The sequence below is a fragment of the Variovorax atrisoli genome, from assembly GCF_014195185.1.
Taxonomy (GTDB): Bacteria; Pseudomonadota; Gammaproteobacteria; order Burkholderiales; family Burkholderiaceae_C; genus Variovorax; species Variovorax atrisoli.
This window is the reverse complement of sequence record NZ_JACIBG010000009.1, coordinates 13,806-36,657: the sequence shown is the minus strand read 5'-3', so window position 1 is coordinate 36,657 and position 22,852 is coordinate 13,806. Positions and strand designations below refer to the sequence as shown.

At 69.0% G+C, this 22,852-nt stretch carries 21 protein-coding genes and 1 riboswitch; of the genes, 9 read left to right on the top strand and 12 right to left on the bottom strand.

Annotated features, from left to right (window positions below; translation table 11 throughout):
• The first annotated feature begins 24 nt into the window (after window positions 1–24).
• Window positions 25–130: riboswitch (TPP riboswitch) on the top strand.
• 89 nt (window positions 131–219) lie between these two features.
• Complete coding sequence (thiC, locus tag FHY06_RS27355) at window positions 220–2,103, top strand: phosphomethylpyrimidine synthase ThiC (protein WP_019658502.1); 1,884 nt, start codon at window positions 220–222, stop codon at window positions 2,101–2,103.
• Between the two features lie 37 nt (window positions 2,104–2,140).
• Here the strand turns inward: thiC and FHY06_RS27350 are convergent, their stop codons facing one another.
• Genes FHY06_RS27350 through glyQ form a run of 5 tightly spaced genes read right to left on the bottom strand, consistent with a single transcriptional unit; the run spans window position 2,141 to window position 7,608 of the window.
• On the bottom strand, window positions 2,141–3,115 hold the full coding sequence (locus tag FHY06_RS27350; protein ID WP_260310724.1) for a M48 family metallopeptidase: 975 nt from the start codon (window positions 3,113–3,115) through the stop codon (window positions 2,141–2,143).
• Window positions 3,116–3,159: 44 nt separating this feature from the next.
• On the bottom strand, window positions 3,160–3,933 hold the full coding sequence (locus FHY06_RS27345; RefSeq protein ID WP_019658500.1) for a lysophospholipid acyltransferase family protein: 774 nt from the start codon (window positions 3,931–3,933) through the stop codon (window positions 3,160–3,162).
• The gene (gene gmhB, locus FHY06_RS27340; protein WP_019658499.1) at window positions 3,933–4,526 is read right to left on the bottom strand and encodes a D-glycero-beta-D-manno-heptose 1,7-bisphosphate 7-phosphatase; all 594 of its coding nucleotides are present in this window, start codon (window positions 4,524–4,526) and stop codon (window positions 3,933–3,935) included. Before gmhB ends, FHY06_RS27345 begins: the two co-directional genes overlap by 1 nt.
• A 25-nt stretch (window positions 4,527–4,551) precedes the next feature.
• The gene (gene glyS / locus FHY06_RS27335) at window positions 4,552–6,684 is read right to left on the bottom strand and encodes a glycine--tRNA ligase subunit beta (protein ID WP_184606978.1); all 2,133 of its coding nucleotides are present in this window, start codon (window positions 6,682–6,684) and stop codon (window positions 4,552–4,554) included.
• A gap of 15 nt (window positions 6,685–6,699) precedes the next feature.
• Entirely contained in the window at window positions 6,700–7,608 is a 909-nt protein-coding gene (gene glyQ / locus FHY06_RS27330; protein WP_126186199.1) for a glycine--tRNA ligase subunit alpha, read from the bottom strand.
• Between the two features lie 230 nt (window positions 7,609–7,838).
• Between glyQ and FHY06_RS27325 the strand changes: the two genes are divergently transcribed.
• The 3 genes from FHY06_RS27325 to FHY06_RS27315 are packed head-to-tail and all read left to right on the top strand — an operon-like array spanning window position 7,839 to window position 10,499.
• The gene (locus tag FHY06_RS27325) at window positions 7,839–8,825 is read left to right on the top strand and encodes a diacylglycerol/lipid kinase family protein (protein ID WP_019658496.1); all 987 of its coding nucleotides are present in this window, start codon (window positions 7,839–7,841) and stop codon (window positions 8,823–8,825) included.
• Complete coding sequence (locus tag FHY06_RS27320) at window positions 8,822–9,643, top strand: metallophosphoesterase family protein (protein ID WP_184606977.1); 822 nt, start codon at window positions 8,822–8,824, stop codon at window positions 9,641–9,643. Before FHY06_RS27325 ends, FHY06_RS27320 begins: the two co-directional genes overlap by 4 nt.
• Before the next feature lie 10 nt (window positions 9,644–9,653).
• Window positions 9,654–10,499: a phosphatase PAP2 family protein gene (locus tag FHY06_RS27315; protein ID WP_184606976.1), complete on the top strand. Its 846-nt coding sequence runs from the start codon at window positions 9,654–9,656 to the stop codon at window positions 10,497–10,499.
• 28 nt (window positions 10,500–10,527) lie between these two features.
• On the opposite strand, the gene FHY06_RS27310 is transcribed toward FHY06_RS27315, so the two are convergent.
• Window positions 10,528–11,598 carry an asparaginase gene (locus FHY06_RS27310; protein ID WP_184606975.1) on the bottom strand — a complete coding sequence of 357 codons (1,071 nt, stop codon included), beginning with the start codon at window positions 11,596–11,598 and terminating at the stop codon, window positions 10,528–10,530.
• Window positions 11,599–11,931: 333 nt separating this feature from the next.
• On the opposite strand from FHY06_RS27310, the gene FHY06_RS27305 reads away from it, so the two are divergent.
• Together FHY06_RS27305 and FHY06_RS27300 are read left to right on the top strand one after the other, a co-directional pair.
• Complete coding sequence (locus FHY06_RS27305) at window positions 11,932–12,609, top strand: TetR family transcriptional regulator C-terminal domain-containing protein (RefSeq protein WP_019658492.1); 678 nt, start codon at window positions 11,932–11,934, stop codon at window positions 12,607–12,609.
• Window positions 12,610–12,802: 193 nt separating this feature from the next.
• On the top strand, window positions 12,803–13,939 hold the full coding sequence (locus FHY06_RS27300; RefSeq protein ID WP_126186184.1) for a hypothetical protein: 1,137 nt from the start codon (window positions 12,803–12,805) through the stop codon (window positions 13,937–13,939).
• Window positions 13,940–13,961: 22 nt separating this feature from the next.
• On the opposite strand, the gene FHY06_RS27295 is transcribed toward FHY06_RS27300, so the two are convergent.
• The 6 genes from FHY06_RS27295 to FHY06_RS27270 form a co-directional block, all read right to left on the bottom strand.
• Complete coding sequence (locus FHY06_RS27295; RefSeq protein ID WP_145761364.1) at window positions 13,962–14,276, bottom strand: hypothetical protein; 315 nt, start codon at window positions 14,274–14,276, stop codon at window positions 13,962–13,964.
• 148 nt (window positions 14,277–14,424) lie between these two features.
• Entirely contained in the window at window positions 14,425–14,901 is a 477-nt protein-coding gene (locus FHY06_RS27290; RefSeq protein ID WP_184606974.1) for a hypothetical protein, read from the bottom strand.
• A gap of 186 nt (window positions 14,902–15,087) precedes the next feature.
• The gene (locus tag FHY06_RS27285) at window positions 15,088–16,119 is read right to left on the bottom strand and encodes a Csu type fimbrial protein (RefSeq protein ID WP_184606973.1); all 1,032 of its coding nucleotides are present in this window, start codon (window positions 16,117–16,119) and stop codon (window positions 15,088–15,090) included.
• Window positions 16,116–18,527 carry a fimbria/pilus outer membrane usher protein gene (locus FHY06_RS27280; RefSeq protein ID WP_184606972.1) on the bottom strand — a complete coding sequence of 804 codons (2,412 nt, stop codon included), beginning with the start codon at window positions 18,525–18,527 and terminating at the stop codon, window positions 16,116–16,118. The genes FHY06_RS27285 and FHY06_RS27280 overlap by 4 nt, the downstream gene beginning before the upstream one ends.
• Entirely contained in the window at window positions 18,478–19,209 is a 732-nt protein-coding gene (locus FHY06_RS27275; RefSeq protein ID WP_184606971.1) for a fimbrial biogenesis chaperone, read from the bottom strand. Before FHY06_RS27275 ends, FHY06_RS27280 begins: the two co-directional genes overlap by 50 nt.
• Before the next feature lie 14 nt (window positions 19,210–19,223).
• Entirely contained in the window at window positions 19,224–19,721 is a 498-nt protein-coding gene (locus FHY06_RS27270; protein ID WP_145761361.1) for a Csu type fimbrial protein, read from the bottom strand.
• Between the two features lie 314 nt (window positions 19,722–20,035).
• On the opposite strand from FHY06_RS27270, the gene FHY06_RS27265 reads away from it, so the two are divergent.
• Genes FHY06_RS27265 through FHY06_RS27255 form a run of 3 tightly spaced genes read left to right on the top strand, consistent with a single transcriptional unit; the run spans window position 20,036 to window position 22,782 of the window.
• A complete protein-coding gene (locus FHY06_RS27265; protein ID WP_019658484.1) occupies window positions 20,036–20,623 on the top strand; it encodes an NAD(P)H-dependent oxidoreductase in 588 nt (195 codons plus the stop codon).
• Entirely contained in the window at window positions 20,620–21,894 is a 1,275-nt protein-coding gene (locus FHY06_RS27260; protein WP_184606970.1) for an amidohydrolase family protein, read from the top strand. Before FHY06_RS27265 ends, FHY06_RS27260 begins: the two co-directional genes overlap by 4 nt.
• 24 nt (window positions 21,895–21,918) lie before the next feature.
• Complete coding sequence (locus FHY06_RS27255; protein ID WP_019658482.1) at window positions 21,919–22,782, top strand: creatininase family protein; 864 nt, start codon at window positions 21,919–21,921, stop codon at window positions 22,780–22,782.
• Window positions 22,783–22,852: the final 70 nt, after the last annotated feature.

Sequence of the window (22,852 nt, the reverse complement as noted above, 5' to 3'; positions counted from 1 at the left end):
CGCCCGGCCGAGGCTCGCACAATCGGCCCCGCTCCGGGGTGCACGCATGTGGCGTGCTGAGATGGCAAAGCTGCCGACCCGCGAACTTGATCCGGGTCATACCGGCGTAAGAAGAGCTGCACTCCCTGACTTCGGTCCGTCCACCTTCCGTGACGGGCTTCTGCCGAAGGCCACCGAGCGATTGCGGAGCACCCTTTCTGTCCACAAGGAGTGCCTCCGATGAATGCCCCCGACAAGTTCACCTCGCTGCTCACGCTCACGCGCGAGCCCTTTCCCGCGTCGCACAAGTGCGTGATCCCGGGCAGCCGGCCCGACCTGTTCGTGCCCGTGCGCGACGTGCAGCTGACCAACGGCGAGACCGTCTCGCTCTACGACACCTCCGGCCCCTACACCGACCCGAAGGTCGAGATCGACGTGCGCCGCGGCCTGCCCGACGTGCGCGGACCGTGGATCGCCGAACGAGGCGACACCGAGAGCTACGAAGGCCGCGTGCACCACGCGCTGGACGATGGCGCGAAGAACGAGGACCGCGACGCCCAGCGCCTGGCCGAACTGCGCGCCGGCGCCTCGGCGCTGCAGCGCACGCCGCGCCGCGCGAAGTCGGGCTCCAATGTCACGCAGATGCACTACGCGCGCCGCGGCATCGTCACGCCCGAGATGGAATACGTGGCCCTGCGCGAGAACGGCAAGCGCGAGTGGATGGCCGAATACCTCGCCAACGAGGAACGCGCGAAGCGCGTGGCGGGCAACCCGATGGGCGCGAGCATCCCGCGCATCATCACCCCCGAGTTCGTGCGCGACGAGGTGGCGCGCGGCCGCGCGATCATCCCGGCCAACATCAACCACCCCGAAGTCGAGCCGATGGCCATCGGCCGCAACTTCAAGGTGAAGATCAACGCCAACATCGGCAACTCGGCCGTCACCTCGAGCATCGAGGAGGAAGTGGAGAAGCTGGTGTGGGCCATCCGCTGGGGCGCGGACAACGTGATGGACCTTTCCACCGGCAAGAACATCCACACCACGCGCGACTGGATCGTGCGCAACAGCCCGGTGCCGATCGGCACCGTGCCCATCTACCAGGCGCTCGAGAAGGTGGGCGGCGTGGCCGAGGACCTCACCTGGGAGATCTACCGCGACACGCTCATCGAGCAGGCGGAACAGGGCGTCGACTACTTCACCATCCACGCCGGCCTGCGCCTGCCCTTCATCCACCTGACGGCCAACCGCATGACGGGCATCGTGTCGCGCGGCGGATCGATCATGGCCAAGTGGTGCATCGCGCACCACAAGGAGAGCTTCCTCTACACGCACTTCGAGGACATCTGCGACATCATGAAGGCCTACGACGTGAGCTTCTCGCTCGGCGACGGCCTGCGCCCGGGCTCGGGCGCCGACGCCAACGACGAGGCGCAGTTCGCCGAGCTGCGCACGCTGGGAGAGCTCACGCAGGTCGCGTGGAAGCACGACGTGCAGACCATGATCGAAGGGCCCGGCCACGTGCCGATGCACATGATCCAGTCGAACATGGACGAGCAGTTGAAGCACTGCCACGAGGCGCCGTTCTACACGCTGGGCCCGCTGACCATCGACATCGCGCCGGGCTACGACCACATCGCCAGCGCGATCGGCGCGGCCATGATCGGCTGGGCCGGCACCGCGATGCTCTGCTACGTGACGCCGAAGGAGCACCTGGGCCTGCCCGACCGCGACGACGTGAAGCAGGGGATCATCGCGTACAAGATCGCCGCGCACGCGGCGGACGTGGCCAAGGGCCATCCGGGTGCTCGCTCGCGCGACGACGCGCTGAGCAAGGCGCGCTTCGAGTTCCGCTGGCAGGACCAGTTCAACCTGGGCCTGGACCCCGACACCGCGCGCGAATTCCACGACGAGACGCTGCCGAAGGATTCGAGCAAGGTGGCGCACTTCTGCTCGATGTGCGGCCCCAAGTTCTGCTCGATGAAGATCACGCAGGAGGTGCGCGAGTACGCCGCGAAGAAGGGCGTGGCCGAGGATCAGGCCATGAGCGAGGGCATGGAGGAGAAGTCGAAGGAGTTCATGGCCGGCGGGGGCGAGATGTACATCCCCATCAAGGCCGTGCCCTGAAGCCTTGATCCGAGGCCGGGGAGCCCCGGCCTCAGCCTCAGTTCCAGCGCGGAACCGCCTCGTCCTTGAGCTGCTTGCGCAGCGCGTCGTAGTCGGGCAGCACGCTCTCCACCGTTTCCCAGAAGCGGTGCGAGTGGTCCATCACCCGCAGGTGGGCCAGCTCGTGCGCGACGACGTAGTCGATCACCGGCAGCCGGAAGTGGATCAGCCGCCAGTTGAGCCGGATCGACCCGTCGGCGCTGGCGCTGCCCCAGCGCGTGGCGGCATTGGAGAGCGACAGCTTCTGCCACTGCACGCCCAGCAGAGGCGCGAAATGGTCCAGCCGCTCGATGAAGAGCTTGCGCGCCTGGCGCATCAGCCAGGCCTGCGCAGCGTCGCGTATCTGCGAGGGCTCGGCGTTCTGCGAGACGGCCAGCCGCAGGACGCGCGGCGCGCCTTCATCGGCGGCCGCATCCAGCGTGCCGCCCACGCTCGCGAAGCCGTGCTTCGGATCGAGCCGCATCACCACCGGCTCGCCCAGGAACGGAAAGGCCGCGCCGTCCTTCCATTCGATGCGCGTGGCTTCCACCCGCGCGAGGCGCTGGCGCGTCTCGTTGAGCTTGCGCAGGATCCAGTCCGACTTCTCGTGGATGGCCGCATCGACGTCTCGCAGCGCCACCCAGCGCGGCGCGCGAACCGACAGCCCCTCCGCGCCCACCAGGAAGCCGATGGTCTTGCGCTTGCCGCGCTTGAACTCGTAGGCCACGCGAGCCGAGCCCAGCACCACTTCACGCGTGGCCTGGGGATGCGCGAAGGTCGCGAGCGTCAGCGTGTCGGCCAGGGGCACAGCGGGCGGCGCATTCGGGTCGACGGGCTCGGGGGGCAGGACAGCCGCGTCGGGCAGCACCGAGGGCGGAGCTGCCGGCTTGGGCTTCCTGGTCCGGCGCGGACGTGCCGGCGCAGGCGCCGGGGGCGCGAACTCGCTCCCCAGCCCCTCGAACAGGTCCATCGTGAACCGGAGCAGTCCCCCCATGGCGGGCTTCCTGGCGTCTGTGCTTCTCTTGCGGCGGCCCGGGCTCAGCTCACCGCTTCCTGCCGCGCGGGCTGGGGCGGGCTGTTCACGTAGGCCTCGGGGTCGAGGCGGCGCATCTCGGCCTCGATCCATTCCTCGACCTCGCGCATCAGCTCGTCTGGCTTGCGGCCCACGCTGGAAATGGCCGGCCCGATGGACACGTCGACCACGCCCGGACGCTTGATGAAGGCCTTGCGCGGCCACACCTTGGCCGAGGTCACGGCGATGGGAATCACCGGCACGCCGGTCTCGCAGGCCAGCCGCGTGCCGCCGCTCTTGTAGGTGCCCTTCTGCCCGCGCGGGATGCGCGTGCCCTCGGGGAACATGATGATCCAGATGCCCTGCGCGAGCAGCTTGCGGCCCTGGTTCACCACCTTGTTGAAGGCCTGCGCGCGCTGGCTGCGATCGATGTGGATCATGTCCAGCCGCGCCATCGCCCAGCCGAAGAAGGGGATGTAGAGCAGCTCCTTCTTGAACACGTAGGCCAGCGGATGCGGCATCAGCGTGGGCATCAGGAAGGTCTCGAGCGTGGACTGGTGCTTCACCAGCAGGACCGCGCCGGCGAGCTTGTCGGTCGGCAGGTTCTCCATGCCGCTCACGCGCGTCCTGATGCCCAGCAGCACGCGCGCGCCGCCGATGGCCCAGCCGAGCCAGCGCACGGCCATCCAGTAGAGCGGCACGCCGCGCTTCCAGAGCGAGCTGACGCACATGATGATGCCCCAGGGCACCACGGTGACGAGCATCCACAGTGCGTGGAGAACGGAACGGAACAACGCCATCAGACAGCCACCTGCATTGCATCCCGCGCTTCGCGCGCGAGCAGAAAATCGACAAAGGCGGCGAGGTCGTCGTGGACCATCGTGTTCGCCGGGTATTCGGGAGGAAGCGGATCGACGCCGCGGCAGGCCGCGCCCATGCCCGTGAGCAGCAGGTGCGGCTCGCAGCCGGCGGCCGCGCCGGCCTGCAGGTCGCGCAGGCTGTCGCCGCACGTGGGCACGCCCTGGAGATCGATGCCGTAGCGGTCGCCGATCTGCAGAAACAGGCCCGGCTTGGGCTTGCGGCAGTCGCAGTTCTCGTCGGGACTGTGCGGGCAGTAGAAAACCGCATCGACCTTGCCGCCCACGGCCGCGAGCATCTTGTGCATCTTGGCGTGCATCGCATTGAGCGAGGCCATGTCGAACAGCCCGCGGCCCAGGCCCGACTGGTTCGACGCGATCACCACGTGCCACCCCGCATGGTTGAGCCGCGCGACGGCCTCCAGCGCACCAGGCAGCGGCGTCCACTCGATGTCGCTCTTCACGAAGTCTTCGCGGTGCACGTTGATCGTGCCGTTGCGGTCGAGGATGACGAGTTTCATGGCGGTGCCGCCCATGGTGGTGTTGCCGGACGAAGAATGCTCAGACGGCCAGCCGCTCGAGCTGCGCCACGCGGTTCATCGCGGCGTGCAGCGACATCAGCAGGCCCAGGCGGTTCAGGCGCAGGTCGGCCTGCTCGGCGTTGACCATCACCCCGTCGAAGAAGGCGTCCACCGGCTCGCGCAGCGCAGCCAGCGTCTGCAGCGAGGCGGTGTAGTCGCCGGCTTCGAACTGCGCATTGGCGGCGGGCACGACCTGTGCCATGGCCGCGTGCAGCGCCTTCTCGGCGGGCTCCTGCAGCAGCAGTTCGCTGACGTGCGCGTCGGCCTCGGGGGCCTTCTTGAGGATGTTGCCGATGCGCTTGTTGGCGGCGGCCAGTGCGGCTGCGGCCGGCAGGGCGGCGAAGGCGCGCACGGCGGCCAGCAGCTTGGGCACCTCGCCCAGGCGCTGCGGGCGCGGGGCCAGCACGGCCTCGACTTCCTGCGCGCTGGCGCCCTGCTCGCGCAGGCTGCCGGCAAGGCGGTCGAGGATGAAATCCTGCAGCTCGCCGGTGGCGCGGCTGCTCTCGAAGCCGGCGATGCCGCCGAACTGCGCGGCGGTTTCCTGCAGCAGCGCGTCGAGCCCCAGCGGAAGGTCCTTCTCGATCAGCATGCGGATCACGCCCAGCGCATGGCGGCGCAGCGCGAACGGGTCACGGTCGCCGGTGGGCAGGTTGCCGATGCCGAACATGCCGACCAGCGTCTCGAGCTTGTCGGCCAGTGCCACCACGAGGCCCACGCTGTTGCGCGGCAGCTCGTCGCCGGCGAAGCGCGGCTTGTAGTGGTCCTCGATGGCGTCGGCCACCGAAGCATCGAGGCCGTCGTGCTGGGCGTAGTAGCGGCCCATGATGCCCTGCAGCTCGGGGAACTCGCCGACCATGTCGGTCACGAGGTCGGCCTTGGCCAGCTGGGCGGCCTGCGTGGCGTGCGCCGCGAGGCTCGCACCGCCGAGCTTGTCCGCAATGCCGCGGGCGATGCGCATCACGCGCTCCACGCGCTCGCCCTGCGTGCCCAGCTTGTTGTGATAGACCACCTTACCCAGCGACTCGACGCGCGAGGCCAGCGACTTCCTGCGGTCCTGGTCGAAGAAGAACTTGGCGTCCGCCAGGCGCGGGCGCACCACGCGCTCGTTGCCGCCGATGACCGCGCTCGCATCGTCGGGGCTGATGTTGCTGACGACGAGGAACCTGTTGGTGAGCCTGCCCGAGGCGTCGAGCAGCGGGAAGTACTTCTGATTGGCCTTCATCGTGAGGATGAGGCACTCCTGCGGCACTTCGAGGAACTCACGCTCGAAGCTGCAGACCAGCACGTTCGGGCGCTCGACCAGCGCGGTCACTTCGTCGAGCAGGGCTTCGTCCTGGATCGGGACCGAGCCGCCGCCGACCGTCACCGCGGCCGCTGCGAGCTGGCGCGCGATCTCCGCGCGGCGCGCCTCGAAGCTGGCGATGACGGCGCCGTCCTCCTGCATCTGCAGCGCGTAGCTGTTGGCGTCTCGCAGCACGACCGGATCGACCGCCGCCTCGAAGCGGTGGCCGTGCGTTTCGCGGCCGGCCCTCAGGCCCAGCGCCTCGACCGGCACCACAGCGTCGCCGTGCAGCGCCACGAGGCCGTGCGCGGGGCGCACGAAGCTCACGCTGGTCCAGCCCGGCAGCTCGCAGCCGGTTTCGAGCTGGTAGCTCATGACCTTCGGAATGGGCAGCTTGGCGATCGCCTCGGCCAGCGCCTTCTGCAGGCCCTCGGCCAGCGTGGCGCCCTTGGCGGTGCTTTCGTAGAACAGGGCTTCGGCCTTGCCGTCCATGGCACGCTTGAGGCCGGGCACGGCGGAGGCGTCGGCGCCGAGCGCGCCCAGGCGCTTGAGCAGCGCGGGCGTGGGCTGGCCCGAGGCGTCGAGGCCCACGGCCACGGGCATGAGCTTCTGCGACACGGCCTTGTCGGCGGCACGGTCGGCCACGTGCGTGATGTGCGCTGCGAGGCGGCGCGGCGAGGCGTAGGAGGTCAGCACCGAGCCGGCCTCGGCCAGGCCCTGGGCCACGAGCTGGTCGCGCAGCACGCCCGCAAAGGCGTCGCCGAGCTTCTTCAATGCCTTCGGCGGCAGCTCTTCGACAAACAGTTCGACCAGGAGGGAGTTCTTGTTCATGGGGGTCGTCATCGCTCAGGCGGCCTTCTTCGGGGGGATCTGCGCGACCCACTCGCGCGGCGCCATCGGGAAGCCCAGGCGCTCGCGGCTGTCGTAGTAGCTCTGCGCGACGCTGCGCGCGAGGTTGCGGATGCGGCCGATGTAGGCGGCGCGCTCGGTCACGCTGATCGCGCCGCGCGCGTCCAGCAGGTTGAAGCTGTGCGCGGCCTTCAGCACCTGCTCGTAGGCAGGCAGCGCGAGCTGGGCGTCCATGAGGTGCTTGGCCTGCTTCTCGTGCGCGTTGAAGGCGGTGAACAGGAACTCGGCGTCGCTGTGCTCGAAGTTGTAGGTCGACTGCTCGACCTCGTTCTGCTTGTAGACGTCGCCGTAGCTCAGGCCGTCGGTCCAGGTGAGGTTGTAGACGTTGTCCACGCCCTGGAGGTACATGGCCAGTCGCTCCAGGCCGTAGGTGATCTCGCCTGTGATGGGCTTGCAGTCGATGCCGCCGACCTGCTGGAAGTAGGTGAACTGCGTCACCTCCATGCCGTTGAGCCACACCTCCCAGCCCAGGCCCCAGGCGCCGAGCGTGGGGTTCTCCCAGTCGTCTTCGACGAAGCGGATGTCGTTCTTCTTGAGGTCGAAGCCCAGGGCCTCGAGGCTGCCGAGGTAGAGCTCGAGGATGTTCGAGGGCGCCGGCTTCAGCACGACCTGGTACTGGTAGTAGTGCTGCAGGCGGTTGGGGTTCTCGCCGTAGCGGCCGTCCTTGGGGCGGCGGCTGGGCTGCACGTAGGCCGCTTTCCAGGGCTCGGGGCCCAGTGCGCGCAGGAAGGTGGCGGTATGGGAAGTGCCCGCGCCGACCTCCATGTCGTACGGTTGCAGCAGCGCGCAGCCCTTGTCGGCCCAGTACGACTGCAATTTGAGAATGATTTGCTGGAAGGTCAACATGAAGCTGGCCGGCAGGGGGCCGGACATTGGACGGTAGCGCGGCGACGTGCCGCGAAAGCGGGCGATTTTACGTTCGGAGGGCAACTCTCCCACAGCGGGGCGGGAAGTTGCCTGCTGGCGGCGCGGGGCGGGAGGTGCGACAACTGCCCACCCGCCGAGCGCGGGGGCACCGCCGCCCGAGCGCGCCCATCCTCCCCTTCCTTCGACCCGCTTTCCCGAGATCCCTGGACATGCCCGTGCCCGAGACGCCCGAGACCTCTTCCGACGCGCCCCTTTTCGTCGTGCTCAACGCCGGCTCCGGCAGCGAGGACGCGGCCGAGGCCCGCCGGGTCATCGAGGAAGGCTGCGCCGCGGCCGGCCGGCGGCTGCGCATCTTCGTGGTCGACGAACCCGGCCGGCTGCAGGCGCTGGCGCGCGAGGCGGTCGAGCGGGCGCGCGCGGCCGGCGGCGTGGTGGTGGCCGCGGGCGGCGACGGCACCATCAACGCGGTGGCGCAGGCCGCGCTGGGCAGCGGCTGCGCCTTCGGCGTGCTGCCGCAGGGCACCTTCAACTACTTCAGCCGCACCCACGGCATCCCGCGCGACACCGCGCAGGCGCTGCAGATCCTGCTGACCGAGCGGCCGCGGCCGGTGCAGGTGGGGCTGGTGAACGACCGCGTGTTCCTGGTCAATGCCAGCATGGGCCTGTACGCCGACTTGCTGGAGGAGCGCGAGACCTACAAGTCGCGCTTCGGCCGCAGCCGCTGGATCGCCTTCGGCGCCGGACTGCTGACGGTGCTGCGCGGCCACCGGCACTGGAACCTGCGCATGGCCTGGCGCGGCAAGGAGCGCGACATCCGCACGCCGACGCTGTTCGTCGGCAACAACCCGTTGCAGCTGCACCAGGTCGGCATTCCGGAGGCCGACGCGCCCGAGCAGGGACAGCTGGCGGCCATCGTGCTCAAGCCGGTGGGACCGCTGGCGATGCCGGGCCTGCTGGTGCGCGGCGCGCTCGGGCGGCTGGGCGACGCCGACGAGGTGCTGACCTTTCCGTTCGAGTCGCTGACCGTCAAGGCGAGCCGGACATTCGCGCAGCGCGGCCCGCGCCGCGTGAAGGTGGCGACCGACGGCGAGATCGGCTGGGTCGACATGCCGCTGCTGTTCCGCGTGTCGCCCGAGCGGCTGTGGCTGGTGCGGCCGGAGGAGACGGCGCCCGAACTCGAGGCAGCGCGCGAATGAGCTGCCTGCTGCAGATCTCCGACCCCCACTTCGGCACCGAGCAGCCCGAGGTGCTGCAGGCGCTCGAGCGGCTGGCGCATGCGCTGGCGCCCGAGCTGGTGGTGCTCTCGGGCGACATCACCCAACGCGCCACCGTGGCGCAGTTCGCGGCGGCACGGGCCTTCGCCGACCGGCTGGGCGCACCGGTGCTGGCCATTCCGGGCAACCACGACATTCCGCTGTTCCAGCTGGCGGCGCGCGTGTTCGCGCCGTATGCGCGCTACCGCCGGGCCTTCGGCGACGACCTCGAGCCGGTGTTCGACTCGCCCCGATGGCTGGTGGCCGCGGTCAACACCACGCGCTGGTACCGGCACGAAGACGGCGCGGTCTCGCCCGCGCAGGTCGAGCGCGTGGCGCGACTGCTCGATACGGCCTCGCCCACGCAGCTGCGGGTGGTGGTGACGCACCAGCCGGTGATGGTCACGCGCACGCGCGACCTGGGCAACCGCCTGCACGGGCGCGAGGAAGCCGTGGCGCGCTGGTGCGCGGCGGGGGCCGACATGATCCTGGGCGGCCACATCCACCTGCCCTTCGTGCGGCCGCTGCACGACGCCTTCGCGGGCTGCGCGCGCACGGCGTGGGCGATTCAGGCGGGTACTGCCGTGTCGCGGCGGGTGCGCGCGGGACACCCCAACTCGATCAACGTGGTGCGCTCGGACATCGCCGAAGGCCCCCGCGCCTGCCGCGTGGAACGGTGGGACTACGTGGCGCGCGACAAGGCCTTCGGCTGCGCCGAAGTATTCGGCCTTTCCCTTGCCAGCCGGGCAGCGCGGCCTTAGGGTGCGCCGCATGCCGCTCGAAGCCTCCCTTTCTTCCGTCCCTTCTCTCGCGCCTCTTGTCGTTTTCGCCGGAAATCTCGGTGCGCATGCGCTGCCCTGGTTCCTCTCGCTGCTCGCGGCCTCGGTGCTCGGTGCAGGCCTGGCCTGCCACCTGCTGCAGAAGCGCCACTTCAGGCTGCAGGATGCCGAAGAGCCCAGCGAGCCGCGCATCGCGCTCGCCTTCGCCTCGGGCTTCGTGCTGATCCTGCTGGCGTCGAGCCTGTTCGCGTGGATCGCCTCGAACATTGCCGACGGCCATGTGCTCGGCCAGGCTGACCACGCCCTGACCGACGCCATCGCCGCGAACCTGCCGCGGGCCGCGCTGGTGGTATTCAGCTGGGTCACGCACCTGGGAGACGCGGCCTTCCTCGGGCCGGTGTGCGTGCTGGTGGCCGCCGTGCTGTGGCGGCACCGGCATCGCGGACTGGCGCTGGGCTGGGTGCTCGCGCTGGTCGGCATCGTGCTGCTGAACCCGGCGCTCAAGCAGATCTTCGCGCGGGCCCGCCCGATCCACGACCACGGCCTGGCGCTGGAGACGAGCTACAGCTTCCCGAGCGGCCACAGCGCGGGCGCGATCGTGAGCTACGGGATGCTGCTGTACCTGCTGCTGCGCACGCTGCCGGTGCGCTGGCATGTGCCGGGTGCGATGGCGACCGCGGGCGCCATCGTCACCATCGCCTGCAGCCGGATCTTCCTGCAGGTGCACTTCGCAAGCGACGTGGTGGCCGGGCTGCTCACCGGCCTGGCCTGGCTGCTCGTGTGCGTGGGCGGCCTGGAATACGCGCGCCACCGCCGGCTGCGGCGCGCGCTGGCCTGAACACCGCGAAGCGAGCAGGCCGGGGAGATCAGTACTCCCAGAAGATGCGCTGCAGTTCCTTGGTGTTGTTCGTCTTGGTCAGGGCGACCATCGCGAGGATGCGCGCCTTCTGCGGGCGCAGGTCGTGCGCCACCACCCAGTCGTACTTGTCGTCGGGCTGCTCGGCGTTGCGGATCACGAAGCCGTCGGGCACGCGGGCGCTGCGGATCACGATCACGCCGTCGGCGCGGGCCTTCTGCAGGTTCGGAACGATGCGGTCAGCCACCGAGCCGTTGCCGGTGCCGCCGTGGATCAGCGCCTTGGCGCCGCTCTTGGCGATGGCGTCGATGGCCACCGAGCTCACGCCTTCGTAGCCCATCGCGATCTCCACCGGCGGCAGCGCGGTGATGCTGTCGATGTCGAACTCCGAGTTCATGGTGTGGCGCTTCACCGGCGCGCGGAACCAGTAGTTGCGACCCTCGACGATCATGCCCAGCGGGCCCCACTGGCTGGAGAAGGCGTTGGTCTTGATGTTGACGTTCTTGCTCACGTCGCGGCCGGTGTCGATGTTGTCGTTCATCGTCACGAGCACGCCCTTGCCCATCGCGTCCTTGCTGCCGGCCACGTTCACGGCGTTGTACAGGTTGAGCGCGCCATCGGCCGACAGCGCGGTGCCCGGGCGCATCGAGCCGACCACCACGATCGGCTTGTTGGTATGCACGGTCAGCGTGAGGAAGTAGGCGGTTTCTTCCAGCGTGTCGGTGCCGTGGGTGATGACGATGCCGTCCACGTCGGACTGCTTCGACAGCGCCGACACGCGCTTGGCCAGCGTCAGCAGGTTGTCGTTGGTCAGGCTTTCCGATGCGACCTGGAACACCTGCTCGCCGCGCACGTTGGCGACCTTGGAGAGCTCGGGCAGCCCGGCGATCAGCTTCTCGACGCCGACCTTGGCGGCCGCGTAGGTGGCGCTGTTGACGGCCGAGGCGCCGGCCCCGGCGATGGTGCCGCCGGTGGCGAGGATCACCACGTTGGGCAGCGCCTGCTGGGCCTGCGCGATCACGCTGGCGCCCAGCAGAGCAGCCCCGGCCGCGAAGGCACGGAAACGGGGAGAAAGGTACATGGAGAACTCCTGTGTTGAGGTGAATCTTTCCAGGGTGAATCGACATTCGTCCTTCCCTGCGGGTTGGCCCGCCTTGCACCCGCCTGCTTTGTCGGTCGGCTTGACCAGAGATGACTCTGGCCTGCGCCGCCCTCCGCGCATCCGGGTGCAAGGCGGACCAACGCGGCCGCGTTTGAATGTCGATTCACCCTGGGGCGGCGAGGAAGATACAGGAACCGTGCCCGCATGCCCTGCCCGATCATGCCGGCATGGCATGCGGTCATGCGCGGGGCACCAGTGGTATTACCATCGACCGCGCGCACGAACGCACCAGGCCGTGCCCCACCCGCCACCATGAACGCCGACCCCGCCGCCCTCCCCGTCTCGACCGCCCAGGAAATGCCCGCGCCCGACGGGCCCCTGTCGCGCGCCAGGCCCGGGCGCGAACGCATCATGGCCGCGATCCGCACCGCGGCCGTCACCGAGTTCAGCCTGCACGGCCTCAAGGGCACCTCGACCCAGGCCATCGCGGCGCGCGCCGGCCTCACCAAGCCCCAGCTGCACTACTACATCGCCGGCAAGGAAGAGCTCTACGAGGAGCTGCTGATGCAGGTGCTGCATGCCTGGAAGGTGGTGTTCTCCTTCGAGGACGCGAGCGACCCGGCCACGGTGCTGGGCGACTACATCCGCAAGAAGCTCGACCACGCCATCGACAGCCCCGAGATCTCGCGCATCTTCACCCGCGAGATCCTCGACGGCGGGCGCAACCTCGACCGCTACTGGCCCAACGCCAGGGCCTGGACGCAGAAGAAGATCGACGTCATCAACGGCTGGATCGCGCGCGGCCAGATGCGCCCGCTCGACGCGCGCTTCCTGCTGATGCACATCTGGGCCATGACGCAGAGCTACGCCGACTACGCAATCCAGACCCGCGTGATGCTCGGCCTGCCGCCCGACGCGCCCTTCGACCGCGAGCCCATAGGGCGCGAGCTGGTGGCCTTCGTGCTGCACGGCTGCGGCATCGAGGCCTGAGCGCCGGCTGCGCGCGCAGCCAATCCTTTCTTCTTAACCCTCTGCGGGTCTTCCTGCGGCCTCCTGCCACGCAGTGACTTTGTGCACTGTGTTCGGCGAGCCCGCGCGCCTACCTTCGCACGCTTCGCCGCCCAGCCTTCCTTTGCTTGTTTCGCGGCGGCGAATCACAACGAACGAACAGGAGTAGAGGATCATGAAAGCGAGATTGTTCTTTGCCGCGCTCGCGACGGCAGCACTGATGGCCTGCGGCGGTGGAGGGGGAGGAGGTACAAGCTTCGACCCCAATCTGTTCAGCCAGTTACCTCCGCCGCCCCCGCCGCCGCCGCCGGACCCGGAACCCACGCCGCCCGAACCAGGCAACCCGGGCACTCAGACGCCCACCCCCATCAGCGCCCACTACAAGTGGCTGACCTTCGCCCAGGACCGCGACCCCGACGTCGACCCGCCCGAGAAGCGCTTCGACGACTACATCGCACTGCTGAACCGCGAAGGCGCCGCGGGCTACCGCTATGTGGAGGGCAAGCTCGGCGGCAACATCGTGAGCCTGCAGGACAGGTTCATGGTGGTGAAGGACGTCGACACGACCTACACCTACGAGTACAAGACGATCGAACTCGACATCCTCAAGCGCGACCTGCTGCCTCGCCTGCTGCAGCAGATGAAGGACCAGGGCGCGCAGGGCAAGGTCTTCGTTCAGCTGATGCCGCAGCTGCTGATCACGCCGCCGCCTGGCACCAATCCGGTGTTCGGCGTGCTCTATCGAAAGGACATGGGTTCGTCGGCCACCTACGACTACAACTCCATCCCGATCCCGAACACCAAGGAAGACATGCTGAATGCCGCCAACGCGCAGGGCGCCAACGGCTTTAGGCCCTGGTTCGCGCCCAGCACCATCAACAACGAGAGCGCGTATTTCTTCATCAAGGACCTGAGCAGCCCCGCTCGCTACGAGATGAAGGCTGTGATCAGCCCGCTGAGCGTGGTCGGCGGCGACTTCCCCGACATCCCGAAGCAGATCCGCGAACAGGGCGCGCTGGGCTACCGGCTGCTGAAGGAGCGCTTCCTGACCGACACCGACGGCAAGCGTCCGAGCTTCTTCCTCTACATGAAGGACCTGACGCAGGCGAGCACCTTCGAGTACGAGTTCCCGGAGACCAATAACACCGTCTTCGGCCTCGAGGAGAACAACGTCATCCAGGCGAACGAGCAGACCGCCGCCGGCCTGCGCTACTTCGGCAATCCCGACGCGCCGATCTTCTTCCGCTCCTTGAACTGCGCTGGAGCGCTGTGCCTGTCGCCGGACAATACCGAGATCGGCAACCAGGACTGAGCGCCAACGGCACGCCCGGAGCCTACAGACCGTGCACCACCCAAGCACCCGCGGGCACCGCGGGTACGTGCACGGTGTTCTCGCCAGGCCGGGCGAAGCGGTGCTCGCGGCCGCCGATGGTGATGGACCTCATGTTGGTCCAGACCAGGTAGTCGATCCCCCCAGCGGTCTGCGTGGCCCGCAGCACCTGGAACACCGGCGGCACGACCACCACGAGGCGCACCCGTGCCGTCGCGGCGCTCGTGCCGGCGCTGCTTTCCGCCGCACACGCCAGCGGCGCGAGCACCATCGCCGCGGCCATGGCGGCGCGCGCCGGTCGAAGCCGATGTCCCTTCATGAAGCCTTTTCCGTTGTCCGTCGCAGGGACGTGAGATGGGGCGCGCAATCGGCGCCCGGTCTCCGGATATCGGCGGGAACGGCAGGAAATTCAGGGTTGGGGAGCAGGGGCGGGGCCGGCGCCTCGCCCAATCGGAGCCCGACCGGTCCTAGTAGGTGACCGTGACCCGCGTCGCGTTGCTGCCGTCGCCGGCAGGCGTGCTCGATGCCTGCGGCGACGTGTCGCCCGGGGCCGGCGCCATCGCGCCCACCGCGCGCTGCCAGCCGGCACCGAGGCTCTCGCGGCCGTCGGCTGCTGCGCCGGGCACCATGATGGTCGCCTCTCCGGCCTTGTCGAACCGGTATTCGCGGCCCTTGATGGTCACCGACGCCATGTTGGTCCAGACGCGGTACTCGTGCCCGCCTTGGACCGGCCTGATCTCGCGCACCTCGAAGGTCGGAAGGACGCTGATGGAGATGTCGAAGCGGCCCGTGGCTCTCTGGGCGTCGCGCACGGGCTCGGCGGAACTGAGTTCCAGCTGCAAGGGCAACAGCAGGAGCAGCAGCGTGCTCGCGGCCCCCCGCGGGGATGCCGCTCGCGGCGACCGCAGCGCGGCCGCCCTCGCAGTTCGCCAGTTTCCGGGCATGGGAACTCCTCTCGTCGCAACCTGGGGAGGCATCGGGTCGATGCCCAGCCAGGCTTATCGGCAAAGTTGCGGAAAAATGAAGCCTGTCCGGGTCATTCTTCACGCACCGTCCGCATTTCTTTGTCAGAGGGCGTCCCGTCCCATCTCGTCGTCGCGTCGCGTTCGGCCGCAGGGCGCGGCCCGGGCTCAGTAGGTCACGGCGACCGTGACCACGTCCATGTAGCTGTCCGGCCGCACGTTGGTGCTGGCGCCGAGGACGCGGCCGTAGAGCGGCAGCGCCTGGACCAGGCCGCTGCCCGTGCCCGCGAAGGTGTTGGTGCCCGTGACGCTGCCCCAGACGAGCGTGCGGTTGGAGTTGCGGTAGAGCTGGTAGGGCACGGTGTCGGTGTTGCCGGGCACGCCCCCCGTCGGCGTCATCGCCCCGGCCCCGTTGGACACGTTGTTGGACGGCGTGAGCGCCACCGTGTAGCCGGTGGGCGTCGTGCAGGTGACATAGATGGTGCCGACCTGGTCGACGTTGCCCCCGCCCGGCAGCCCCGAGACGGTGCCGAAGTTCAGCGGATCGGCCGTGACGATGCAGCTCTTCGAGATGGTCGCGCTCACGATGAAGGCGAACTGGTCCGACAGCGTCGAGCCGCCGCAGTTGGTCGGCGGCGCGTTGGTGCTCGAGGTCAGCGTGATCGAGGTATGGATGCCGGAGAAGTTGTCCTGGTAAGAGCCCGGAGGCGCCGTGGACTGGCCCGCGAGCAGTTCCCCGCGCATGGTGGCGGACCCCGAGACGGTGGTGGACCGGGCGGGGATGCTGATGTTGATGGTGTACGGGTTGGGCACCGCCGCGTTGCCGTTCGAGCCCCAGATCGTGTTGCTCGTCCCCTGGTAGAGCTGGAACTTCAGGCTGTCTCCGGCGCCGTTCTTCATCACGCGCGGGTTGAAGTTCGTCAGGCCCTCGTTGCCGTCGCCGATGTTGAAGCAGACCCTGGCGTACTCCGTGGTGTTGTTGTTGCCGGTCTTGGTGCAGGTGTAGGTCAGCGTGGCGTTGGCGGGCGTGGCGGTGCCGGCCACCAGGTCGACCGTGCCGAAGGCCACACCCGTCATCGACGCGGTGCAGTTGATCGATGCATGGGCGCTGCCGGCCGAGAGCAGCCACAGGAGCGCGCAGAGCAAGGGCAGGCGCAGGGCCCGAAGGATGCGGTCCGGATGACTCGTCATGGTGGTCATGGTGTCTTGGCCTCCCTGGCGCAGCGCAGCGGCCCGATCTGCGGGATCGCCGCGCCTTCCTTGCGATAGTCGAAGCTGCTGCGGCAGGCGCCGCCTGGCGTCTGCACGTCGAGCGTGTTGTGGGGCTGCAGCGATTCCAGGTACACGGCGCCGTCGAAACCGACCAGCGCCGGCTCGCCGCCCTGGCCGTTGGCGCGCACGCGGCTGCCCAGCGGTAGCGGCTTGCCCGCCTCGTCCACCAGCAGCAGCGCGGCGGCGCTGATCGGCGTGATGCCGAAGCGCACCAGCGTGCCGGCGCGGTCGCTCGGCGTCGCCAGGGTCCGCACGCGCTCGATCCTCACGTCGGGCGGCAGCTGCATCGGGTCGATGGACAGCTGGTTGTTCTGGTAGGAGCGCAGCGGCGCCACCAGCAGCATGCCCCTGTCGTCGGTGGTGCCGATGTCGCGGTTCTCCAGCTTCACGGGCACGCCGGCGATGCCGTCGGTGGAGACCACCGCGAAGCCGTCGTCGATGCGCCGGGACGCGAAGGGCTGGCCGCCCATGAACGCGATCGAGCCGGTGGCGCCGGCGTAGGCGAAGCGGCTTTCGCCGAGCACGCTGATGCCGGCCATGGCGCGGCCGTAGCGGCCGAGGTAGTTGATCTCGGCCTGGCCGCCGTTCTGGCCGCCGCCCTGGCGCAGGCCCGCGCGCCAGCCGATGCCGCCGTCGCCCGGTGCCGAGCTCTGCGCGTCGGCGATGTAGACGGTCTGGTCGCGGTCGCGCTGGACGCCGACGCTGGCCGTGATGTTGCCGTCCAGCGCCCAGGTGAATCCGACGAAGAGGCTGCGCTCGCGGCGGTTGTCCAGGTTCTGGTTGAGGCTCACGTTCATCGAGGCGCTCTTCCCGATGGCGCGGAACCAGTAGACGCTGGCCAGGCGCGTCGCCTCCTGCGCCGGATAACGCAGGTAGAGATAGCTCAGGCCGAAGCTGCCGAAGTCCTTGGTGCTGTAGCCGATCGACGCGCGGCCCGAGCCGCGCGGCGGCGCGCTGCCATACAGGGACGCGACGTCGCGGTACTCGCCGCGCGTGCGCGTGCCCTCGACCGCGAAGTTGAACTGGTTGTCGCGCCAGCTGTAGCCCAGGTTGAGCAGCGAGCCCTGCTCGCCGCGATAGCTGCTGTGCGCCACGGCGCCGGTGAACACGCCGCTCTGCCCGAGGAGCCACGCACCGCCGACGCCGCCCTTGACCAGCCCCTTGGTGGTCTCGCCATGGGCCTCCAGCGTGAAGCTGTTGCTCACGCCGTAGCGCCAGGTGCCGGTGGCGGCGGGGTCGCTGCCGTAGTCGTTCGAGCGCAGGCCGTAGCTCCTGCGCACCATGCCGAGGTCGACGGACCAGTCGGACAGGCCCTCCTGCAGCAGGCGCTGGGTGTCGTACAGCGAGAAGTCGAGCGTGGTGGCGCGGCCGAAGGCGTCGGTGAGCACCACCTGCGCATTGCCTGCGCCGTTGATGCTCGGCACGGTGTTCAGCTGGAAAGGTCCTGCCGGGACCTGGCCGGTGTACTGGCGCAGGCCGTTGATGTAGAGCTCCACCTGCGACGGCAGCGCGGCCGCCCCCAGGAACGCCGGCAGCGGCGTCGTCGTGCGATAGGGCTGCAGCGAGAAGTTGCGCGAGAGCTGGATGCCGCCGATGCGCGTGGAGCGCGACCACGGCAGCGACGCGGTGGTGGTGTCGCCCACGCGCAGCGTGAGCATGTCGTCGGGGAAGGACTGGCTCCAGGTGGTGTCCAGGCGCACCGAGTCGTGCTTCCAGTCCTCGTTGTCGGAGCGGTAGGCGCGCGACATCATCGTGCTGGTGAACACGCTGCTGCCGCTGAAGGCGCGCACTTCGGCGATCGCGTTGAGGCTGGTGCTGTTGCCCCGGCCCTGCGTGCCGTAGAGGTCGTAGTTCAGCAGCAGGCCGGGCGAGGCGCTGGCCTTGGGCGTGGCGATGGTCGAGGTGTCGACCACTGTCGTGGGCAGGCGCAGCGCCTCGGCGGAAGCGTTGATGGCCAGGCTCTGGCGCGCGGCGTCGAAGGCGATCTTCACGCCGGGAAGGCCGTCGAGCCTCACCGGGTCGGACACGCCCGGCGGCAGGATGAAACCCAGCTGCCGCAGCGTGGAGGCGCTGGCCCAGAGTTCGCGGCCGCGCAGGCCGAAATGCACCAGCCCCTGCGGGTTGCCGTTGAGGCTCAGTTCCAGGTAGAGGTCGCTGCCGCCAGGGCCTGAGATGTCGCCTTCGGCCGCGGATGCGACCAGCCAGGGCCCCTGTTCGGCTGCAGCCTTCTCGGCCTGAGCGCCGAATGACGCCAGACCCGACAGAAGCAGCAGTGGAAGCAGACGCTCAGCGGACGCGTGGAAGTGGCGGGATCTTTTCCTGCGTCGCGTTGCCATTGATCTTCGTTTCCAGGACGCCGCCGGAGGCAAAGGCTTCCGCGGGTGTCTTCAGGGGCCAACGCATGCTCGCGCCCGGCAGCACGTAGCCCATCAGGCCGCCGTGCACCGGAGTGCGCTTGCCGGCGGCATCGACAAAATCCAGATCGGCAAGCTGGGCGTGCATGCCGCCGCCGTTGGCGACTTCGAGCATCGCCTGACTGCCTTCGCGGCGCAGCGACCAGTTGAGCTGGGGCGCGGGCGGTTGCGCCCCGGCAGCCGCGATGAAGATGGGAATCGAGTAGCGCAGCACCAGCTGCAGGCCCTTCTTCTCCTTCACCTCGACGGGCAGCTCGTCGATGATGACCCGGTAGGAATTCTCGATCGCGCCGGGCGGAACGCCCGTGCGGATGACGCGGATCAGCTGCCGCGAGGAAGGCGCCAGCTGCACCATCGGCGGACTCACGAGGAGCTCGCGCGACGGCGTGAGCTTTTCGTTGCCGTCTTCCTGCGACCATTGATAGACCCGCACCTGCGCGTGCACCACGTCGTCGCCGGTGTTGCTGAGCCACAGGCCGTCGGCGTTCTGCGTGGCCTGCAGCGTCAGCGTGACCGGCGAGACCTGCAGCCCGCTGGCCAAAGCGGCCGCGTGCGCCAGCAGGGCGAACGCGAGGGCAAGGGTGTGGCGCAGCAGGCGATGCACGGTCAGGCGATCGATCAGTAGTTGACCTGGACGGTCACGGTGTCGAGGTAGGCGCCAGGCGTCACGTTGACGCTGGCGACCGTGGCCCACACGGGGATCGACTGGGCAGCGCCGGTGCCGGTATTGGCCACGGTATTGGCGGGCGAGGTTGCGTTACCCCAGACCGGACCGGTGGCGCTGACCGAGCGCAACTGGTAGGGGATGGTGTCGGGACCCGTCGTGGTGGGGCTCATCACGCCGGCGCCGCTGGTATTGCTGTTCGAAGGCAGCAGGCCGATGTTGTAAGGCGTCGACTTGGAGCAGGTCACATTGATATTGCTGCTCGCGGACAGAGCAGTAGCGGAGGACAGCACCGAGCCGAAGTCGATGTTCGAAGCCGTACCTGCAGTGACCGAGCAGGCCTTGGTCACGTTGATGAGGACCTTGAAGGTGGAGCTGGCCGTGTCGGCGATCGCCGCGCTGGTGGCCAGGGCGGCCAGAACGGCAGCAACGATGAGGGAAGGTTTTTTCATGAGGACGGACTCTCGGGTATCGAACGGTTGATGAAGAGAGAAATGAGGCCCAAAGTTCACAGATTTGGACTGTGAATTTTAGTTAACAATTGGAAGAAAGAGTGAATTGTTGTTACGAGGCGACCGAAATCCGGCCGTCTGCCCACTCGTTTTCCGGCCTTGCGTGACTTTTGTTACGGAATTCGGCCACCCTCCCCGCACCTTCTCGACACTTCCGTCGCGCCCTCACCACGCCGCCCCAAGCCGGTGCGGCGGCACTGGCACGTCGCTTGCATAACCTGACCACTTGCTCTGATTAAGCGGTCAAACACACCATGCGCGTGCTCGTCGTCTACTGCCATCCGGTCGAAACCAGCTTCCACGCCGCCCTGCATCAGGAGGTTCTGAAGAACCTGCGCGCGGCCGGGCACGAGGTGGACGACTGCGACCTCTACGCCGAAGGCTTCAACCCCGTGCTCTCGCGCGAGGAGCGCCTGGGCTACCACGACGTGCCTTCCAATCAGCTGCCGCTGAAGCCCTACGTGGAGCGGCTGCAGTGGGCCGAGGGGATCGTGTTCTGCTTTCCGACCTGGTGCTTCGGCCTGCCGGCGATGCTCAAGGGCTACTTCGACCGGCTCTTCATGCCGGGCGTGGCCTTCGACATCAGCGACCCGGCCAACGTCAAGCCGATGCTCACGCACATCAAGCGCATCAGCGCCGTCGTCACCTACGGGCGGCCGCGCTGGATGGCCATGTACATGGGCGACCCGCCGCGCAAGATCGTCACGCGCTACATGAAGCGGCTGACCGGCCAGCGCGCCAAGGTGGACTACCACGCCCACTATCACATGAACGTCGCGACCGAGCCCCAGCTCAAGCGCTTCATGGCACGCGTGGGCCAGGCGATGGCGCGTTTCGCATGAGCGCGCCGTCGATCCTTTCCAACGTGCGGCTGCCGCGCTGGCTGCTGCCTGCCGGCTGGCCGCAGCGCGACGGCGTGCCGGAGCTCGCGCGCGTCGCGATCGAGGCGGGCCGCGTGCGATCGGTCGAACCGGCCGTCGCCGCCGCGCCGCTGCCGCCCGAGGCCTGGGACCTCGCCGGTGCCCTGGCCCTGCCCTGCTTCGTGGACGCCCATACGCACCTGGACAAGGCCTTCACCCTGCCGCGCATGAAACAGGTGCAGCCCGGCCTGCTCGGCGCCATCGACGCGATGCTCGCCGACCGCGTGCACTGGACACCCGCCGACGTGCGCGAGCGCGCCTCGCGCGGCCTGCAGTGGGCCTGGGAATGCGGCACCGCGCACCTGCGCACGCACGTCGACTGGTGGGAGCCCGAATCGGTGCCCATGGCCTGGCCGGTGATGGCCGAGCTGGCGCAGGAGTGGGCCGGCCGGGTTCGGCTGGAGCAGGTGAGCCTCATCAAGCTGCCGCTCTTCGAAGACGCCGCGCAGGCCATGCGCCTCGCCAAGCAGGTGCAGGCCACGGGGCCGCACGCGCTGCTCGGCGGCTTCGTGCACTCCACCAACTGGAGCGAGAACGCGCTGCGCAACCTGCTGGTGTCGGCGCAGGCCTGCGATCTCGACATCGACCTGCATGTCGACGAGGAGCTCAACGCCTCTGCCGTCGGCCTGCAGACCACCGCGCGCATCCTGGCCGAGATCGGCTACGAAGGCCGCGTGGTCTGCGGCCACATCTGCGCGCTCGCGGCCCAGCCCGAGGCGCAGGCCCTCGCCACGCTCGACGCGGTGGCGCGTGCGCCGATCACCGTGGTGTCGCTGCCCGCCACCAACCTGCTGCTGCAGGACGCCGTCACCGGCCGCACGCCGCGCCTGCGCGGCATCACGCTGGTGAAGGAAGCACGCGAGCGCGGCATTCCGCTGCTGTTCGCGAGCGACAACGTGCAGGACCCTTTCTGCCGCGTCGGCAGCTTCGACCCGGTCGAGGCGCTGGGCACGGCCGCGCTGGTGGCGCAGCTCGACGAGCCTTTCGACGACTGGTCGCAGGCGCTGTGCCGCAGCGACCGGCTGCGGCGCGAAGCCCCGGCCGCCCAACCCACGCTGGTGGGCCAGGGCGCCGACCTCGTGCTGTTCACACAGGCCGACCGCCACGGCTGGCCCTCGCGCACCGCAGGCCGCGTGGTGCTGCGGGAAGGCCGCATCACGCAGGGCGACCCTGCGCCGTTCCTCCCCCGATAACGACTCCTCCAGAAAGACCCTCCCATGCTCCACGGCTACATCCCGCCCCACCGCTTCCTGCCCTACCTGAGCTGGACCGAGATCGCGGCGCTGCCCGATCGCGAGAACACCGTCATCGTGCTGCCCTGCGGCGCGATCGAGCAGCACGGCCCGCACCTGCCCTGCTCGGTGGACAGCGTGATCTGCTCGGGCGTGATGGGCAAGGCGCTCGAGAAGCTCCCCGCCGAGGTGCGCGCCTTCGCGCTGCCGACCATCACGTATGGCAAATCGGAAGAGCACCTGCACTTCCCCGGCACGATGACGCTGACCGGCACCACGCTGCTGTCGACCGTGATCGAGATCGGCGAGTCGGTCTACCGCTCGGGCTTTCGCAAGCTCCTGTTCGCCAACGGCCACGGCGGCCAGCCGCAGGTGCTGGAGATGGCGGCGCGCGAGCTGCGCCTGCGCCACGGCGACTTCGTGGTGGTGCCGCACGGCGTGTCGCGCCTGCCGAGCGCGGCCAGCAAGCAGGTCAGCGAGCAGGAGAAGAAGCTCGCGATGCACGCGGGCCATTCCGAGACCGCGCTGATGCTCGCGCTCGCGCCCGAGACGGTGCACATGGAGCACGCGGTCGCCAACTTTCCGCCGCCCTTCCCGATCAAGCTGCTGTCGGCCGACGGCCGCCCGGCCTGCGCATGGACCTCGCGCGACTTCGGCCCGAGCGGCGTGATCGGCGACCCGACCACCGCCACGCGCGAGCAGGGCGAAGCCATTCTCGACACCCTCTCCGACAGCTGGGTGCAGGCGCTGACCGAGCTGCACGCGCTGCGCTGGGTGGTGCGCGAAGAGGCCACCTGGGAGCGCGGGCACCAGCAGGGCTTCATCCAGCAGAGCTTCCAGCCGGCCTGACAGGGGTTTGAGCCCGCTTCTTGCAACGGCCGCTTCACCTTTTTCTTCTTTCTTCTTCAACTCCCCAGCC

Bases quoted from the DNA above. Each gene is read 5' to 3' on its own strand.
- FHY06_RS27280 (WP_184606972.1), bottom strand. From the start codon at position 18,527: ATGGCAACGCGACGCAGGAAAAGATCCCGCCACTTCCACGCGTCCGCT.
- thiC (WP_019658502.1), top strand. From the start codon at position 220: ATGAATGCCCCCGACAAGTTCACCTCGCTGCTCACGCTCACGCGCGAG.
- FHY06_RS27270 (WP_145761361.1), bottom strand. From the start codon at position 19,721: ATGAAAAAACCTTCCCTCATCGTTGCTGCCGTTCTGGCCGCCCTGGCC.
- glyS (WP_184606978.1), bottom strand. From the start codon at position 6,684: ATGAACAAGAACTCCCTCCTGGTCGAACTGTTTGTCGAAGAGCTGCCG.
- glyQ (WP_126186199.1), bottom strand. From the start codon at position 7,608: ATGTTGACCTTCCAGCAAATCATTCTCAAATTGCAGTCGTACTGGGCC.
- FHY06_RS27290 (WP_184606974.1), bottom strand. From the start codon at position 14,901: ATGCCCGGAAACTGGCGAACTGCGAGGGCGGCCGCGCTGCGGTCGCCG.
- FHY06_RS27300 (WP_126186184.1), top strand. From the start codon at position 12,803: ATGAAAGCGAGATTGTTCTTTGCCGCGCTCGCGACGGCAGCACTGATG.
- FHY06_RS27285 (WP_184606973.1), bottom strand. From the start codon at position 16,119: ATGACCACCATGACGAGTCATCCGGACCGCATCCTTCGGGCCCTGCGC.
- FHY06_RS27350 (WP_260310724.1), bottom strand. From the start codon at position 3,115: ATGGGGGGACTGCTCCGGTTCACGATGGACCTGTTCGAGGGGCTGGGG.
- FHY06_RS27310 (WP_184606975.1), bottom strand. From the start codon at position 11,598: ATGTACCTTTCTCCCCGTTTCCGTGCCTTCGCGGCCGGGGCTGCTCTG.
- FHY06_RS27255 (WP_019658482.1), top strand. From the start codon at position 21,919: ATGCTCCACGGCTACATCCCGCCCCACCGCTTCCTGCCCTACCTGAGC.
- FHY06_RS27325 (WP_019658496.1), top strand. From the start codon at position 7,839: ATGCCCGTGCCCGAGACGCCCGAGACCTCTTCCGACGCGCCCCTTTTC.
- FHY06_RS27295 (WP_145761364.1), bottom strand. From the start codon at position 14,276: ATGAAGGGACATCGGCTTCGACCGGCGCGCGCCGCCATGGCCGCGGCG.
- FHY06_RS27305 (WP_019658492.1), top strand. From the start codon at position 11,932: ATGAACGCCGACCCCGCCGCCCTCCCCGTCTCGACCGCCCAGGAAATG.
- gmhB (WP_019658499.1), bottom strand. From the start codon at position 4,526: ATGGGCGGCACCGCCATGAAACTCGTCATCCTCGACCGCAACGGCACG.
- FHY06_RS27345 (WP_019658500.1), bottom strand. From the start codon at position 3,933: ATGGCGTTGTTCCGTTCCGTTCTCCACGCACTGTGGATGCTCGTCACC.
- FHY06_RS27260 (WP_184606970.1), top strand. From the start codon at position 20,620: ATGAGCGCGCCGTCGATCCTTTCCAACGTGCGGCTGCCGCGCTGGCTG.
- FHY06_RS27265 (WP_019658484.1), top strand. From the start codon at position 20,036: ATGCGCGTGCTCGTCGTCTACTGCCATCCGGTCGAAACCAGCTTCCAC.
- FHY06_RS27315 (WP_184606976.1), top strand. From the start codon at position 9,654: ATGCCGCTCGAAGCCTCCCTTTCTTCCGTCCCTTCTCTCGCGCCTCTT.
- FHY06_RS27320 (WP_184606977.1), top strand. From the start codon at position 8,822: ATGAGCTGCCTGCTGCAGATCTCCGACCCCCACTTCGGCACCGAGCAG.